13 protein-coding genes and 1 tRNA gene are annotated in these 15,530 nt (G+C 31.7%); 1 reads left to right on the top strand and 13 read right to left on the bottom strand.

Annotated elements, in window-relative coordinates; translation table 11 throughout:
- The first annotated feature begins 54 nt into the window (after positions 1 to 54).
- Positions 55 to 128, top strand: a tRNA-Gln gene (locus Y592_RS02770).
- A gap of 14 nt (positions 129 to 142) precedes the next feature.
- On the opposite strand, the gene Y592_RS02765 is transcribed toward Y592_RS02770, so the two are convergent.
- From Y592_RS02765 to trpS, 13 genes are all read right to left on the bottom strand, one after another.
- Entirely contained in the window at positions 143 to 1,351 is a 1,209-nt protein-coding gene (locus tag Y592_RS02765) for an HD domain-containing phosphohydrolase (RefSeq protein WP_075665535.1), read from the bottom strand.
- Positions 1,352 to 1,355: 4 nt separating this feature from the next.
- Positions 1,356 to 3,338 carry a FecR family protein gene (locus Y592_RS02760; RefSeq protein WP_075665534.1) on the bottom strand — a complete coding sequence of 661 codons (1,983 nt, stop codon included), beginning with the start codon at positions 3,336 to 3,338 and terminating at the stop codon, positions 1,356 to 1,358.
- On the bottom strand, positions 3,335 to 3,964 hold the full coding sequence (locus tag Y592_RS02755; protein WP_075665533.1) for a DUF3307 domain-containing protein: 630 nt from the start codon (positions 3,962 to 3,964) through the stop codon (positions 3,335 to 3,337). Before Y592_RS02755 ends, Y592_RS02760 begins: the two co-directional genes overlap by 4 nt.
- The gene (locus Y592_RS02750) at positions 3,957 to 4,853 is read right to left on the bottom strand and encodes an HD-GYP domain-containing protein (RefSeq protein WP_075665532.1); all 897 of its coding nucleotides are present in this window, start codon (positions 4,851 to 4,853) and stop codon (positions 3,957 to 3,959) included. Before Y592_RS02750 ends, Y592_RS02755 begins: the two co-directional genes overlap by 8 nt.
- A complete protein-coding gene (locus Y592_RS02745; RefSeq protein WP_075665531.1) occupies positions 4,843 to 6,771 on the bottom strand; it encodes a CHASE2 domain-containing protein in 1,929 nt (642 codons plus the stop codon). Before Y592_RS02745 ends, Y592_RS02750 begins: the two co-directional genes overlap by 11 nt.
- Before the next feature lie 32 nt (positions 6,772 to 6,803).
- A complete protein-coding gene (locus Y592_RS02740; protein ID WP_075665530.1) occupies positions 6,804 to 7,457 on the bottom strand; it encodes a tRNA1(Val) (adenine(37)-N6)-methyltransferase in 654 nt (217 codons plus the stop codon).
- Complete coding sequence (gene flgL / locus Y592_RS02735; protein WP_075665529.1) at positions 7,454 to 8,338, bottom strand: flagellar hook-associated protein FlgL; 885 nt, start codon at positions 8,336 to 8,338, stop codon at positions 7,454 to 7,456. The genes Y592_RS02740 and flgL overlap by 4 nt, the downstream gene beginning before the upstream one ends.
- A gap of 12 nt (positions 8,339 to 8,350) precedes the next feature.
- Complete coding sequence (flgK, locus tag Y592_RS02730) at positions 8,351 to 10,891, bottom strand: flagellar hook-associated protein FlgK (RefSeq protein WP_075665528.1); 2,541 nt, start codon at positions 10,889 to 10,891, stop codon at positions 8,351 to 8,353.
- A gap of 11 nt (positions 10,892 to 10,902) precedes the next feature.
- Positions 10,903 to 11,337 carry a hypothetical protein gene (locus Y592_RS02725; protein ID WP_075665527.1) on the bottom strand — a complete coding sequence of 145 codons (435 nt, stop codon included), beginning with the start codon at positions 11,335 to 11,337 and terminating at the stop codon, positions 10,903 to 10,905.
- 2 nt (positions 11,338 to 11,339) lie between these two features.
- Positions 11,340 to 11,591, bottom strand: coding sequence for a flagellar biosynthesis anti-sigma factor FlgM (flgM, locus tag Y592_RS02720; protein WP_075665526.1), 252 nt, complete (start codon positions 11,589 to 11,591; stop codon positions 11,340 to 11,342).
- An 89-nt stretch (positions 11,592 to 11,680) separates the two neighbouring features.
- Positions 11,681 to 13,666 carry a methyl-accepting chemotaxis protein gene (locus tag Y592_RS02715; protein ID WP_077287182.1) on the bottom strand — a complete coding sequence of 662 codons (1,986 nt, stop codon included), beginning with the start codon at positions 13,664 to 13,666 and terminating at the stop codon, positions 11,681 to 11,683.
- A 74-nt stretch (positions 13,667 to 13,740) separates the two neighbouring features.
- Entirely contained in the window at positions 13,741 to 14,523 is a 783-nt protein-coding gene (locus Y592_RS02710; protein ID WP_075665524.1) for a mechanosensitive ion channel family protein, read from the bottom strand.
- Positions 14,524 to 14,527: 4 nt separating this feature from the next.
- Positions 14,528 to 15,526 carry a tryptophan--tRNA ligase gene (trpS, locus tag Y592_RS02705; protein ID WP_075665523.1) on the bottom strand — a complete coding sequence of 333 codons (999 nt, stop codon included), beginning with the start codon at positions 15,524 to 15,526 and terminating at the stop codon, positions 14,528 to 14,530.
- Positions 15,527 to 15,530 lie beyond the last annotated feature (4 nt).

Below are 15,530 nucleotides of genomic sequence, written 5' to 3'. Positions count from 1 at the left end.
TCCCCTCCTTTTATCTTGATTTTATCATTAAATATGATAAAATAAAATAGGTTTTGGGAGGTCGTCTAACGGCAGGACTGCGGACTCTGGATCCGCCAGTGGTGGTTCGAATCCACCCCTCCCAGCCAAAAAATAGCCCCTATTAAGGGGCTATTTCTTCTAGTATTTTAACAATTTTTTTGTCAAATTTCCCTTTTTCACTGTCTTTTTTTAATATGGATATAACTTTTTCTTTGGGCCACGGCTCCTTATACGGTCTTTTGGCAGTGAGTGCATCGTATACATCTACAATTGCTATAATTCTTCCAAATAAGCTTATATCTTTTTTTCCACAAGGATAACCTGAACCATCCAATCTTTCGTGATGTTCAAGGGCACCAGAAATTATATCTTTATTTGTGTACCTGATTTTAGATAAAATTTCTGCTCCAATAATTGTATGGGATTGTATTATTTTATATTCTTCATCTGTTAGATTTCCTTGCTTTAATAATATAGAATCGGGGATTCCTATTTTCCCAACATCATGAAGAATTGCTGAATATTCGAGTTGTTCAAGGATGTTTTCTGATAACCCCATTTTTTCTCCTATTAATCTTGAAATTTTTGCAACGTTATTTGAATGTGTGTGAGTATATTTATCTCTTTTATCTATCATTGTCACAAATGATAGAATGATACTTTTAAATAGATTACTCATTTTTTCAAGTTCCCATGTACTGAGCAGTTTTTTTCCTATTAACTTTGCAAATTTTTCTATGATTTCCGCGTCTTTTTGCGAGAATCCATCTTTTTTATTTAATATCTCAAGCACTCCGACCTTTTTATCCCCAGAATATATGGGGGCTCCTACTATATTCTCTGTTTTGAATTTTGACGCTTTATCTACCCCTTTAAAGTGTGGAGCTTTAGTAATATCGTTAAATACTAACGTTTTTTCTTTTAAAAATATAGTACCTGCTATTGATTCCATAGGTACGGGGATACTTTCTATTTTTCCACTTGCTTTTCCTACAGTGGAAAGAAATTCAAGGTGATCTTCTTTGTAAAGTAATACAGATGCTGCTTCTGCATCTATTAGATTGCAGATTTTTTCTTGGATATTTCTAAGTAACGTAGAAAGTCTTATACTGCTATTTAAATTAGCAGCAATGTATGGTATTCTATCAAAATCGTCTAAAACTTTGATATTTTCTATTTCTTCGTTAGATAATATCTTTAAAACGCTTGCGTTAAAATCTTTTCCCAAAAGATGGAATACTATATTGTTTATTTTATATGTATATCTACTTTTTTTACCAACAAACCTATCTTTATATTCAATTCCTATTATCCAATATGGTGCATACAAGTAATCACCTCCCAATTTCAGTTCCAAAGATTACATTTTCAACCCATTCGGTGCCATTCCATTCAAATAGTATTCCACCGGTAAAAGACTCTCCAATTAATGGATATGTTATTTTTATATATGAATTTGTGTCATTACTTAACAATCCATCGATAAATGGTGTGGGATCATAGTAGTAAGCTGATATAAATAGACCACTGAATTTACCTATTGCAGGAACTATTATCCTTCCCTCGCCCTCAAGTTTTGGATCAAATCCGTATAGATAGAATCTTCCTGTAGCGTAATTTGAATCGAAATCAAATCCAAAAAGATATCCAAAGGCCGCATTTGAATTCATAGCGGGAAGTTTATTATTATACTTTAATTTTGCATAATTTCGGTTAAAGTAGTACGGGATAAAGTCTTTAAAATGATAATAGAAACCTCCTGTAATATTTAACAAACTTAGTTTTCCGTATATTCCCGCAAACGCACCATATGTACTTTTTTCTCCTTTTTCCATTGAAAGTTCAACACCTAAGTCTATGTTATCGATTAGTGTTTTTTTGGCAAAGAAAGAGTATGCCAAGGTTATAGGAGTGGAATTGTTTTCAACATACATGGGACTTGCATCTTTGTCGTATACGGTGGATATACCTAGTTTTGATTTGCCGATAAATGGAAGATCAAATTTTATGGCAAATTCTCCCATAAAGACTGAATCAGAATTTGTAAATTCAATGGGATAAATCTTTGAAAGTTCATATGGAAGGTGTATAAATAAATACATTGTTTCATTTTCGTACGCAAAATCAAAAGTTTTTGCGCTGAAGTTGTAGAAATCTCTTGTGGTAAATCCCATTGCAAGTGAAATTGGGATCATGTTTCCATATCTAAATTTTGCTCCAAACAAAGAAAAAGCAACGGAATTCAATGTAAATGCGTTTATTATATTGGTACTTGGGTTTGAAGATGGGAGTCCATAATATAGATTTCCCCCTACTTCTGTGGAATATGCGGTAAAACCTATTCCAAGGGTTACAGAACCAATGTTAAATTCTGGTGCAATAGAATAAACCATATAATTTGTTTTATTCTTATTCACAGGTTCAATTGAGATTGGTGGTATTTCCGCATTTTCGGTGATGCTTTCTGCTTTACCTTTTGGTTTTTCAATAGTTTCTTTTTTTGGTTCAAATTCACTTTCAGGTATGGTATTTTTTGTAGGTTTTGCGAATGAAGAAACAGAGAATCCACTTTTTACGGGGAGTATTTTTCCGTTTTTAAAATATGCAAACACAGTCCCTTCAAATGTAGTAATATTAATCTTTCCATCTTTATTAATTACTGCAAATTTTGTACCTCTTACACCTGCTGTAACGCTGGATGTTTTAACCTTAAAGTTTGAGCCAGAAGTTAGAAACTTTTGGATTATGTTGTAATTTTCTCCTTTTTTTAGGTTTAGGACAATATCTACTTTACCATCATATCGTAGTTTTTCCACTAAAACTTGAGAATTTTCAAGTATTCTTGAAATGCTTCCGTCTGGGAAAGATATTTCAACAAAAGAATTTTCCATTGTAAGTATTTCATCGCCTTCTTCAATAATTGTGTTGTTTGTGATAGCTTCCCATATATCTTTCTTTTTTATTGCAACATTTCCCGAAAAATTACTGACTTTTGCTACAGCCGTTTTTAAATCTTCTCTTTTTTCTACAAAATATATTGTTAGAGTTGCAGTTTCCTTTGAAGTTTTAAAAATTATTGTGTCGCTTCCTTCAACTAATGGAGCAATGTATTTTACGTAATCTTTATCTGTACCATCGAAGATAATATCAGGATCGTCAAAACCTCCTAGATTAAAATCGACAAATACCTTTTCATCTGAAGAAATCTTTATCCCAACTTCTCCACCTGTATAAACTTGGGTTGCATCTGGGATTACGATTAGCTTTGAGAACATAAGAGAGGAAAAAAATAGTAATAGAAAAATTATTTTTTTCATAACATCACCTCCATAAATACTATTGTCAGGGTTATTGACAATGCCCATGAAATTACTTGATGTTTTTTTAGAAAGTATATTGAATACACTCCTGTAATTAGAGTGTATATAGAATAATAAACAGGCCCAAAAAGATATACTACAGGACAAAATCCTCTAACTATATAACCTTCAATATCTCTTTTGTATGCGGTATCATTTTTGAGGAAGAAAGAATAGATTCCTAGAAGATAGGCATTAAATACAGAAGAGCTTAAGATTACCGATATGTTTTTTGGAATAAAAAAGCTAGTGGATGGTATGAAAAATGCGATTGTTATAATCGATAGAATGTGCATCATTTGATCTATCAAATAATATTTGTGTGAGCTGAAAAACTTTTTTTTGTTATTTACAAATTTTATAAAGTCTATAAAAAAATGTATAACAGATAGAATACCTATCAAGTAAAGTGATTTTAAATTGAAATTTTTTCCAAGATAGAAAAATGTTTGGCTTAAAAAGATGATTAAAATATGGATGAGTAATACTTTAAATTCTCTAGGCTTTTTAGTTGCAATCCATTTGTTTTGAAAAACGTAATCTCCAAATAAGTGCCCAAGGAACAAATGAATAAATTTATCCATGTTTTAGCTCCTTTAAAAGTCGTGGATCATATTTTCCAGATAAACTTTCAATTGGCACATTATTTTCAAAGACTTCAATTACAATCCCGATAATCTGTGCTATTAACGGTACATCTTTCACATTTAAAGGACCACTTCCGTCAAGTTTTTCGTGATGAAATAGTACTGCATCTAGCAATTCTTTTGGAATATCTTCTATTTTGCTTAATATTTCATAACCGTATTTTACGTGTTTTTCTCCACTATCTTCTTGTTGATCCGGTATGCCAATCATACCTATGTCGTATATTTTTGCACAAAGTTTTAACAAATCCATATTGAATCCAAATTTTTTTCCTAGTGAGATTATATTTTTTTCTATTTTTTTATTTTTTTCTTGATTTTTGTTTCTTCTTTTGGCTAGAGCTTCTGATAAAGCATCTATGGTGTCTGATAGAATAATGGACATTCTCTTTTGGATTATTAATCCTTCGAGTATTGAAGTAATAGAATCTGATATTGAAAGGAAGTTGAGTACAAATTCTGGAGTTACACTATAAAATATCAATGTACCAAGTTCCCCTGAGGCCTTACTTTTAAGCGGATATTCAAATATGTTGTTTTCAAACTTTATTTCCTTTACCTTGTCTGTTAATTTTAATTCTTTAAGATGCCAAAAATCTTTAAGAATTTTTAAAGATTCATCTAAGTTATTGGAATTTAGCAATTTTGGAAGTACTGGAGTTATAAATTCTGGATCAAAAATTTCAAAATAATTTGAAAGTAAGTAAATAGCATCAATATCTATGGATTCGTAAAATTCCACTGTATGTTTTTTTATATTTAACCTTAAAAGCAATTTTTTTCCTTTTTCACCTTTGTTATCTATAGAAATGTTTTTAAGTTTCATGTTTTTCACCCTTTAACTCATATATTTTTAACGGAAGACTTTTTCCCTTTACTTTAAATTTGCCTATATATTTAAATTCAAACTTTTCTTTTGAAAGGTTGTATATATCTTCAGAAACAATTATACCAGCGGGGACATCGCGTGTAAGGTGTTCTATCCTTGAACAAGTGTTTACCGTATCTCCAATTGAAGTGTAATCCATTCTAAATGGTGCACCAATATTTCCCACGATTGCAGGACCTATATGGATACCTATACCACTATCAAGATTAAGGTTGTATTCTTTGTTAAACGCTTCAAGTTCTTTTCTCATGTCAAGGGCGCATTTTAAAGCACGTTCTACTTCATTCCCGTATTCTACAGGTGCTCCAAATATAGCCATTATTGCATCACCAACAAATTTATCTATAGTACCTTGGTATTTATTTCTAATTATATTACTCATTTTGGTAAGATAATTATTTAATATTTCGACAAGTTTTGATGCTTCCAATTTCTCTGATAAAGCAGTGAATCCCTTTATATCTGAGAAAAGTACGACTATATTTTTTTCTTCTCCTCCTAATTCTATTTTACCTTTTTTCACCAAAAAATCTGCAACACTGTCTGGAACATATCTGTATAGATACTCCTTCATTTTTTTCTTTTCCCTGTTTTCCTTTATAAGGTTTTTGGATATGCTTGTGGTTGAAATTATTAAGCTTGAAACAATGGGATAAAAACAATCTATGTATATTTTGTTGAGAAAAAAGACGTAGGAAATTATTAATATTAATGGGATTGAAAGGAATGAAATTAAGTTTATCTTTATATTTTTAGATCTTGAGAATAATAAGACAAATATTAGTGTAAAAATAAGAATAACTAACTTTCCCCAAATAGGTATTCTATTTAAAGTATCTTTATTAATCATATTTTGTATTGCAGTTGCATGAATGAATACTCCAGGTGTGTTGTTTGAAAAAGGTGTTATTCTAAGATCGTATAGACCTTTAGCCGTTGCGGTATAACCAATTATAACTATCTTATCTTTAAAAAGTTTTGGATCAAACTTTCCCGTTTCTACATCGTAAAACGGTATTTCAGGGAATATTTTATCACCATAGTAGAATAATCTAAAAAGTCCATTTGAGTCAAATGGAATGGTTAGGTTATTTAATTCTACCTTTCTTTCTTTAAAGTCAACTATCAAGTTTTTCAGATTTGAGTTTTTGTAAAGACCAACTGCTAGAACATCCATATGTGGAAGAAACCCGGAGGATAGTCCTCTTTCCATTGACCAATTTTCTTTGAAAAATAAAGGAATACTACGTACAACACCGTCTATATCTATTTCTCCTATCTCATAGGTAGCGGATGGAACAAGAGATGAGAATTTTAATATAGGTGGTCTTACTTTATATATTTGAATGGGAGTTAAGTAGTCAAGGTTTTTGAAATTTTTCATTTTGTAAGTATAGTTAAGGTAAGTTATATTTTTTTCAAGCTTTTTTTTGATTTCTTCGTTGTATTTTTTATAGGTGTCTTTTTCATTAATTAAGTAACTCCCCAGGACTACATTCCTATATACCGAAAGTATACTTGCAAGATAGTTGTCATATTTTGGGTTTACTTCGTCTTCTTCTGTAAAGGATATATCAAAAAGAACCACCTTGGCACCTGCTTTAAATATGTTTTTAATTACTTTGCCGTAGTGATAACGAGACCATGGCCATACATCATTTTGCGCTTCAAGAGATGTAAGGGAATATTCATCAATACCTACAATAACGATATCTGGATTTATCTTTATTGTACCCCGTGTTCTATAAAATAAATCCATTATTTTTAATTCAAAAAATTCTATAAATGGGAAAAATATAACCGTAAATATGTAAAAAATAATCAAAAAAATCGATAAAATTGTAAGAATTTTCATAGTCTCAACCTCAAATATATTTTATCACAAAATTAATACAAAAATACAGGAGGGTCAATTTCAAGATGATTACCACCATTTTTTCTTCCGCGTATTAAGACTAGTTCTGCTTTTTTTCCATATGCGATGCACATTTGCTGAGGTGTTAATTTATTTGATGTGAGGAGATTCATAAATACAGGGAGAACATATGGAGAAATAACTGTTACAAATAGCCCTTTGTTTTTTAACAAAAAGGAAGCAGAAACAACAAAGTCTTGAAGGATACTTAGGGATCCTTTTCTGGATTTTTCCCTGATAATTTTATCCGATGTGGAGGAAAAGTGAAATGGGGGATTAAACACCACCATGTCGAATGATTCCGCTTTTAGGTGTTTTTTTACATCTTTTACATCAATATGCATAAAATTTAATTTTTTCGCTTTGTTTATGGAAATAGCCTTTAATGCATTATCGTAGAGTTCTTTTAATATTTCTAGCCCCAATACCTCTAATTTGTAGTATTTTTCTAATCCAAATGAGACAAAACCCGTTCCAGAGCCAAGTTCACATACTTTTTTAACATTTTTTGTAGGTTTTGAATACCAAAGCAACAAAGCCGACGCGTGCGTCGGTTTATGACCTTCTATATCTATTGTTTTTATTTCTTTCCCAAAATTTTTGTCAAATGGTGGCAATTTTATCATACAAAATCAACCAAAGTTTTTTGTAATACTTGTGCTGCAGATTTTAAGGCGGCTTGCAGCACAGATTGTTGCATAGAAAGATCAGTTAGTACCTTTGTTAAATCTGCATCTTGTTCTTTTGAGAGATACTCTGTCATGAATGTATCGATATCCGTTATCCTTGTACTTATTAATTCTAATGTTCTTGTGTTTGCACCTATCTGTGCAAATACATCCATTGTTGATGTTTCCAGTTTATTTACTTCTTTGAGTGTTATATTTGAAAGTTTTTTTGAATTTCCTTCTTTTAAAGCATTTATTGCGTCATTGATTACGGTAAATGCATCTTTTCCCGTATCAAGCTTAAAAACATCGTATACTGTGATACCGTATTCAATGGTAAATCCAAGTGCGTTTACTTTTCTTTTAACATTTGCCTCTGGTGGTGTTTGGATCTTTCCATTTTCCACGGGTTTTAAATCTGATCTTGCACCACCAAATATGTATTCTCCTCCCAATTGAGTATTTGCTATATCTTCTAAATGGTTTTTTAGCTCTTTTAATTCTTCTGCTATTGACTCCCTTTCGGCTACATCGTTAACTCCATTTGCACCCCTTACAATTAATTCTTTTATTCTATGGTAGACATTTGTTAATTCTTGGATGGTGGAATCATATATATTGACAAAATTTTGGGTGTGTTCAACGTTTCTTTTGAATTGCTTTAATTCTCTTAATCTACTTGATATGTTTGAAGAGCGTGTAGCAACTACTGCATCGTCACTTGGATATGATACCTCTTTACCAGATGATAATTTATCGTGTAATTTGCTAATTCTATACAAACTCTTTTGTATATTAAACAATGTTCTTTCGTTTATCATTCCATTTGTTATTCTCATCTAAATCCCCTCCTATCTTCCTACAACACCGAGTCTGTCAATCACTCTACCTATCATTTCATCTACTGCTGTCATAACACGAGCAGATGCGTTAAAAGCATGTTGAAACTTAATCATATTTGCCATTTCTTCATCTAATGAGACACCTTTTACCCTTTCACGTTCATTGCTTATGTCTTTCATTACTATATCTGTATTGTTTTTCATTTTCATTGCGGTTTCACCTTCTACACCCATTTCAGCAACTATACCCCCAAGATATTCTGCAAAACTCTCTCGACCATCGTTTAGTATTTTTTCAAATCTCATTGAAGAAAGCATTTCCATTATTTTGGTATTTGCCTGACCTGTTGGATTGAATACTTTTGCGTCCCAATTTGTATTATCTTCTATGATTCCAAAGTCAACGGCTATAGTTTCAGGGTTGGAAGAAACAGTTGTATTCACTTTTAGTTTTTCCACAAATCTAAAAGGTTCATTTGTTATTATTTTGTCCACAAAGAGTGTGTCTGCCTTTGAAAACTTCTCTCTAAGTGTTTTTGGAGCATCGAAAGGATTTAGAAATATATATTTTTCGTTCCAATCATTTGTAGGATCGCTATCTGGATCTATAAATCCCAATTTTACAAATAATTCTTCTGGTCCTTTAATAGTTTTGTCTATTTTAAAGTTCATTGATCTTGTACCCCTAATTACTACCTTGTTGTGTGGTGTTATATCAAAGAGAATTCCTGTTCCCGATTCATTTAGTTTTTTCACAAAGTCTTTTAGAGTTAGTTGTGTTGGATCAATTTCTATTTCAGTTGCTCCTATAGTTATTTTAAATGGATCTGTTCTGTCTAATATGTTATCAAGTGTTTCTTTACTTGTGTCCAATGCCTTGTACGTTTCAATGTGAATATTTGCCTGTGTGAACAGTCCATCGGGGTCTTGCAAATTTATTCTATTTAGGTTAAATTCGTTATTTTTGGTTGGAAGTATTAAAAGTTTATTGTTGTGTACAAATGCCTTTATTTCGGTGGAAAAGTTTGTGTTTAAATCATTTGCAAGGTCATTTAATGTGTAACCTGAAGTAATGTTTAAGTTGGCTTCGATACCGTTGATATTTATTTTGTAATTACCATTTTCAACGTTAAAATCAGATTGATTTATTACGAATATATTGACATCTTTTGTGTCAAATCCCATTGTATTGAACATATTTCCGTTAAAATCTAGTGCCAAAGTATCTTTTAGATTTGTGCTTCCAACCATTCTGAGTAAATATGTTGCACTGTTGTGCATTGCAGTTTCAAATGAAAACCAAAGTCCAGAAGCAGAAACGGAATTTATAAAGTCTTGGATTGTGTCTCCGGCATTTACAGATATAGCACTAACATTTGTAGAACCGTCAAAAAATACTATGGAACCTTGATCAATGAATTGTTTTGTGGTTATATCACTTACATTATTTCTATTTGACATACCTGAAATATATTTTATTGGTCCACCTTCAACTCTCTTGGTACCAGCTAATCTAAATAAAACGGAATTTTCAATGTTATCTGTTTCTATTTGTGAGAAAAAGTCTAGACCAGTTACACTACCGTCTTTGTTGAACCCATCTCTATGGATTAGATTGAATTTGTCGGTTAGATATAGTACAAATTCATCTAACCTGTTCATGTACTTTACTATTGTTTTATCCCTCAAATCTATAGCTGCTTTTAGACTTCCATCGTGTATATCAACTTTTGAATTTCTTACAAATATTTCTTTAAAACCCTTTCCATATGGCCTTTCAAGTGCTCTTAATTTATTGATATCACTTCCCGTAAGGACTATTTGATCCCCTATCCTCAACGTGATTTGTCCTGAGGCATCTTCTGTGTAGTAAATATCTGCAAGCTTTGAAAGGTCATCTAATATCCTATCTCTTTCGTCCAACAGGTCATTGGGAGTGGATTTTAGGGCCATTGATAGACGTACTTTTGAATTTATATCGGCAAGTCTTTCTACCATAGAATTTATTTGATCAACTCTTTGGGTAATTTCAAAGTCTAAATCTTCTCTTAGTTGTTCGAGTCTTAAGTATAAATCTTTTATGTTTTTGACAAATTCTTCAGCTCTACTTACAAGTTCTCGTTTTGCAGCACTATTAGTTGGATCAGTTATTATTTCCTCCATACCTGACCACATTGAATCAAATAAATATCTTATTCCAGAATCACCTGGTTCTGCAAAGAGTTGTTCGACAAAGTGTAAATTTGAAGTTATCGAGTCCCAATAGTTGTATTTGTTATTTACCTGTCTATATTGAATATCCAAAAATTTATCCCTAATCCTTTGGATGTCTTTTACTTTTGAGCCTGTTCCGATCTGTAATGGTATAGACGGTTGTGTTAAAGTAGTTGCGGGAATGGGTGGCATTGTACGAATAATAGGTACCTGTCTTGAAAATCCAGGTGTATTTGCATTTGCTATATTATGTGATACAACATTCATTGCAAGTTTGCTTGTATAAATACCCAAAAGTCCTGTATTTAAAGCACCGAAAAGGCTAATATCTGGCATTCAATCACTCCCTAGTATGATTTGTTAAAAAAACTAGAGTTTACTTTTTCGTATCCAGTCTTCGAATACGTAGATGTTTGAGATGTATTTGAAAATAACGATTTGACAAAATCAAAGTAATTATTTTCAAAATCCAGCATTTCTTTAAAGTTTGACATAACTATGGAAAGTTCATTTAGTTTTTCCATAAATGTGGCAAGTAAAATGGACATCTCTTTATCATTTGTTGAATTAATATAATTTGTTATAGAAGAGTATCCTAGATTATTGAGTTCTTTTAATAATAATTCTTCTAATTTTTCAAATTCTAGGGAATATTCTTCAACCATTGCTATGTTCTTGGATAAATCTTGTATTTCTTTTTTTATAAGCGCAGCTTGTGCGCTTTTAAATGAAGAGGTAATTTTTTCAATTAATTCTGTTTGTTTTTTTATTATTTCTTTCATTTTTATCCTCCCAAAATAGATTTTGCAATTTTCTCGGCATCAATTTTAAAAGTTCCGTTTTTAATAGCTTCTTTTAATTCTAAAACCAATTTTTCTCTTACTTCTGGTAATTTTTTTGAATCTTCTAACAGTTTTTTTATCTCAAGTGCTGAGGAAAAATCTGATTGTTTAAACTTCTCTCTATTTATTTTTTCTATATGTTCCCTTTTAATTCCTTGAATATATCCATATCCTCCTATTTTTTTAACATCCATTTTAAACACCTCCTTAATAATTATCGGAAAAAATGGGGAAAATTAAAAATCCTCCGCATTGTGCGGAGGATTTGAATTTTGAATTTATTCTATAATTTAAACTTTTGTACTTCATTGTAGAGTTGTTGAGAAATTTCAGAAAGTTTATCACCTTCAAGTTTGACTTCAGTGGTTTTTTCAAGTTGCATTTTTGCACTGTTAACAACCATATCCATTTTTTCTGCAACACTTGTTACATTTCTACTTGCAACATCCATTGCGCTTGCCATTTCTTCAGCTGCAGCACTTTGCTCTTGGGCTATTGCGGCAAGATTTTCTATCATACCGGAAATATCGGAAATTTGACCTAATATTCCTCTAAGATTTAGTGTTGCGCTTTCACTTTCTTTACTTGCGTTTGTTACAATTTCCACCATATCATTTGTTTCATTTCTTACGTTTTCAGAACCCGTTTGGATGTTTTTCAAAATAGAAGTTATCTTATCAGTTGCCATTTTACTTTCTTCTGCAAGTTTTCTTATTTCATCTGCAACCACGGCAAACCCTTTACCTGCTTCACCAGCCCTTGCAGCTTCAATTGCAGCGTTAAGTGCAAGTAAGTTTGTTTGTTCTGCTATACTTGAGATAGTTTCAACAATTTCACCAATATTTGTAGCATTATTTGCAAGGTCATCTACTTTTTCAGACATAGATAATGATTTTTCCTTTATATTGTTTATTATTTGGTTTATTGTATCCAATGCTTTTTCACTAATCTTTGCTGCGTTGGATACCTCATTTGCCTTTTCGGTAAGGTCTTGAGAAGTTTTGGAGACGTTTTGAGCACTTGCTGCAACCTCTTCAACACCACTTGTTGTTTCTTCGATAGCAGAAGAAGCATTTTGAATTTCATAATTGATTTCTTCGATGTTTTGAGTAAAGGATTGTACTTCTGTTTCTTGTTCTTCTGAAAGTCTTGAAAGTTTTTCAGAAGTTTCATTTAATTTTATGGCATTTTGGTCGACTTGAGAGATTAAGCTAGAAAGATTATCTAGAGTTTTGTTTAGTTCAGTTGCAATACGTCCGATTTCATCATTAGACTTGATATTGGAACGCATAGTTAAATCACCTTGACCGATTTTTTCTATGATTGTTACAAGGCTTCTAAGGGGTTTAACAATGGAATTTCCCGTAAATGTACCAAATAAGAATGCAAATACGATTGCAATTAAAGAAATGGTAAAAAGAGATATCATAGTTTTTGTTGCATGGTCATTTACTTCACTTTTTAGTGCTGCAGATGCAAAAATCCAGCCATTGTTTGTTTTGGAAAATGCAATTACCCTTTTAACACCTTTATATTCGTATTCAATTATTCCTTCCTTTTTGTCTTTCATCTTTTTAAACCAATCAAAGTTTGATACATCCATTCCAATTTTACTTTCATCGGAGTGTAAAAGTGTTTTTCCCGTTGGGGAAAGTAGATATGAATAACCACCTTTTCCAAGTTTAGTAGACAGTAATTTTTTTGTAAGTTCTGATGCTTTAAAATCTAAAGCAACAACACCTGTTATTTTCCCATTTAATTTCACTGTCTTTGCAACTGTGATAACTATGTCTCCTGTTGAAGCGTCGTTATATGGTTCTGTTATTATTACTTTACCTTTGTTTTTTACAGCATCTTTGTACCATGGTCTTGCAGTTGGATCATAGTCAGGTGGCAGATCACTTTCGGGGATAATAAGGAATTTTTTATTTGAAAGCCCAAGATAAACAAAGATTATGTCTTTGTATTTGTTTTTTATATTTTCAAATGTTTTAAGCATCCATGTTCTTTCATCATGCTTATTTTCATATGCGCCTACTACATTTGCATCTGTTGAGAGAAAATCAATGAGATTTATATAACCACTTAGAAAGTTGTCTAAATTACTTGAACCATTTCGGGCAATGGCTAGTAGTGCATTGTTTCCCATATCCTTTCCCAATTGAAAAGCATGAAAGATTGCAAAAGTTGAAACAACGACTAAAGGTATCACAGAAGAAAGAATAATAAGCAACCACAACTTTGATTTAATTGAAAGATTTTTAAACATAAAGCCCACCTCCTGCAATTGTTATCTTTGATTAACATAATAATTTTACCATAAAGTTTGTGAATTTAAAAAAGTTATTTCATATGAACGTCTATCTGTGTAAATGGAATTTCTATTTTATTTTCATCGAATATTTGCTTTATTCTTATTGCAAGGGCATTTATTGCTTCAAAGTAGGAATTTCTTTCAACCCAAAAGTATACTGTAAAATCTATGGAACTTGTTCCAAATTGTTTGAAGGCTATAAAGTTATTTACATTTTCCTTTACAACGAGAGGTTCTTCATCTATTGCTTTTTTTAGTAGCTTGAGAACTGTTTCAAGATTGATATCGTATGATACTCCAACATCCATATTTACACGTCTTACCGTAGAGGGCCAGTATTTAGTTACAGTTCCACTCCAAACGCTTTTATTTGGAAGTAACACCAATTTTCCATCAAAGGTTTTTAAATAACTGTGGTTTATTTTTATCTCGTCAACTATTCCAGTTATTCCATTTATGTCTACTACTTCACCTTCGAATAATTTTCGAGTGGTCATAACAAGTATTCCAGAGATAAAATTTGTGAGTGGTTCTTGAAGTGCAAGACCTACAATTATTCCTGAGATTCCAAGTCCTGTAATGTATGGTAATAGATCAATATCAAAAATGCTTAGAATTATTAAAATTGCAAAAACTGCGATGATTATTCCGATAAAAAATTGAACAGTTTTTGGGGCTTTGATTTCCTTACCAAACGCTTTTATTGATTTGTATATTAATTTTATCAGATATTTATACAAAATATACGATATTATAATTGTAATAATTGAAAGCAAACTTTTATCCCAATAATTTTGAAGCCAAGTATTCATAGAATCACCTTGTGCCTTTCAAAAAAGAATAATCAAGGTTCATAGCACTTCTTACTTTTTCCATGGTTTCTTGTGCGATCTTTTTTGCTTTTTTATTTCCATCTACGATGACATCTTTAACATAATCATCTGTTAGCAAGTTGTATTTTTCCCAGATGGGTTCCAATTTTTCTTTCATATTTTTTAGTAGCAATTTTTTACAATCTACACATCCAATTTTTGCGTTTGTACAACCGTCTTTTACCCAAGCTTCATCTTCACTGTTAATTCCAAAGGCTTTGTGATAATCCCATACGGGACATTTTTCTGGATTTCCCGGATCTGTTCTTCTTTTTCTTGCGGGATCTGTGATCATGGGCATTACCATCTTTTTGAGTGTATTTTCATTTGTAATTAGAGGTACGGTATTTCCATAGCTTTTACTCATCTTCCTGCCATCTGTGCCAAGTAGTTTTGGGACCTTTGAAAGTATTGGTTTTGGTTCTGGAAAGACTTCTTTATAAAGGTAATTAAATTTTCTTGCAATTTCTCTTGTAAGTTCTATGTGATAGACTTGATCTTCACCAACAGGTACACCTTCTGCCATGTAAATGAGTATATCTGAAGCCTGCAAAACTGGATAGATTAAAAATCCTGCATTTGATAAATCTCTATCTTTTAGTTGTTGTTTGATTTCTTTGTAAGTTGGAACCCTTTCAAGTCGTGAAACAGGAACAAACATTGAAAATAGTAATGTTAATTCTGCATGTTCTTTTATTTCCGATTGTATAAATATTGTGGATTTGTTTGGATCAATTCCCACTGCAAGGTAGGATTTAACAAGTTCAATGGAATTTTTGATTATTTCATCAGTATCGTTGTAATGTGTAGTTAATGCATGCCAATCTGCCACAAAATAAAAGGCTTCGTGTTCTTTTTGAAGGTTAACCCATGATTGGAGTGCACCAAAAAGATGGCCAATGTGTAATTTTCCAGTTGGTCTCATACCACTTAGTATTCTCATTGTA

Source organism: Thermosipho sp. 1070, assembly GCF_001682135.1.
Classification (GTDB): Bacteria; Thermotogota; Thermotogae; order Thermotogales; family Fervidobacteriaceae; genus Thermosipho; species Thermosipho affectus.
The sequence above is the reverse complement of the archived record's forward strand: the minus strand, read 5'-3'. Positions and strand labels throughout refer to the sequence as shown.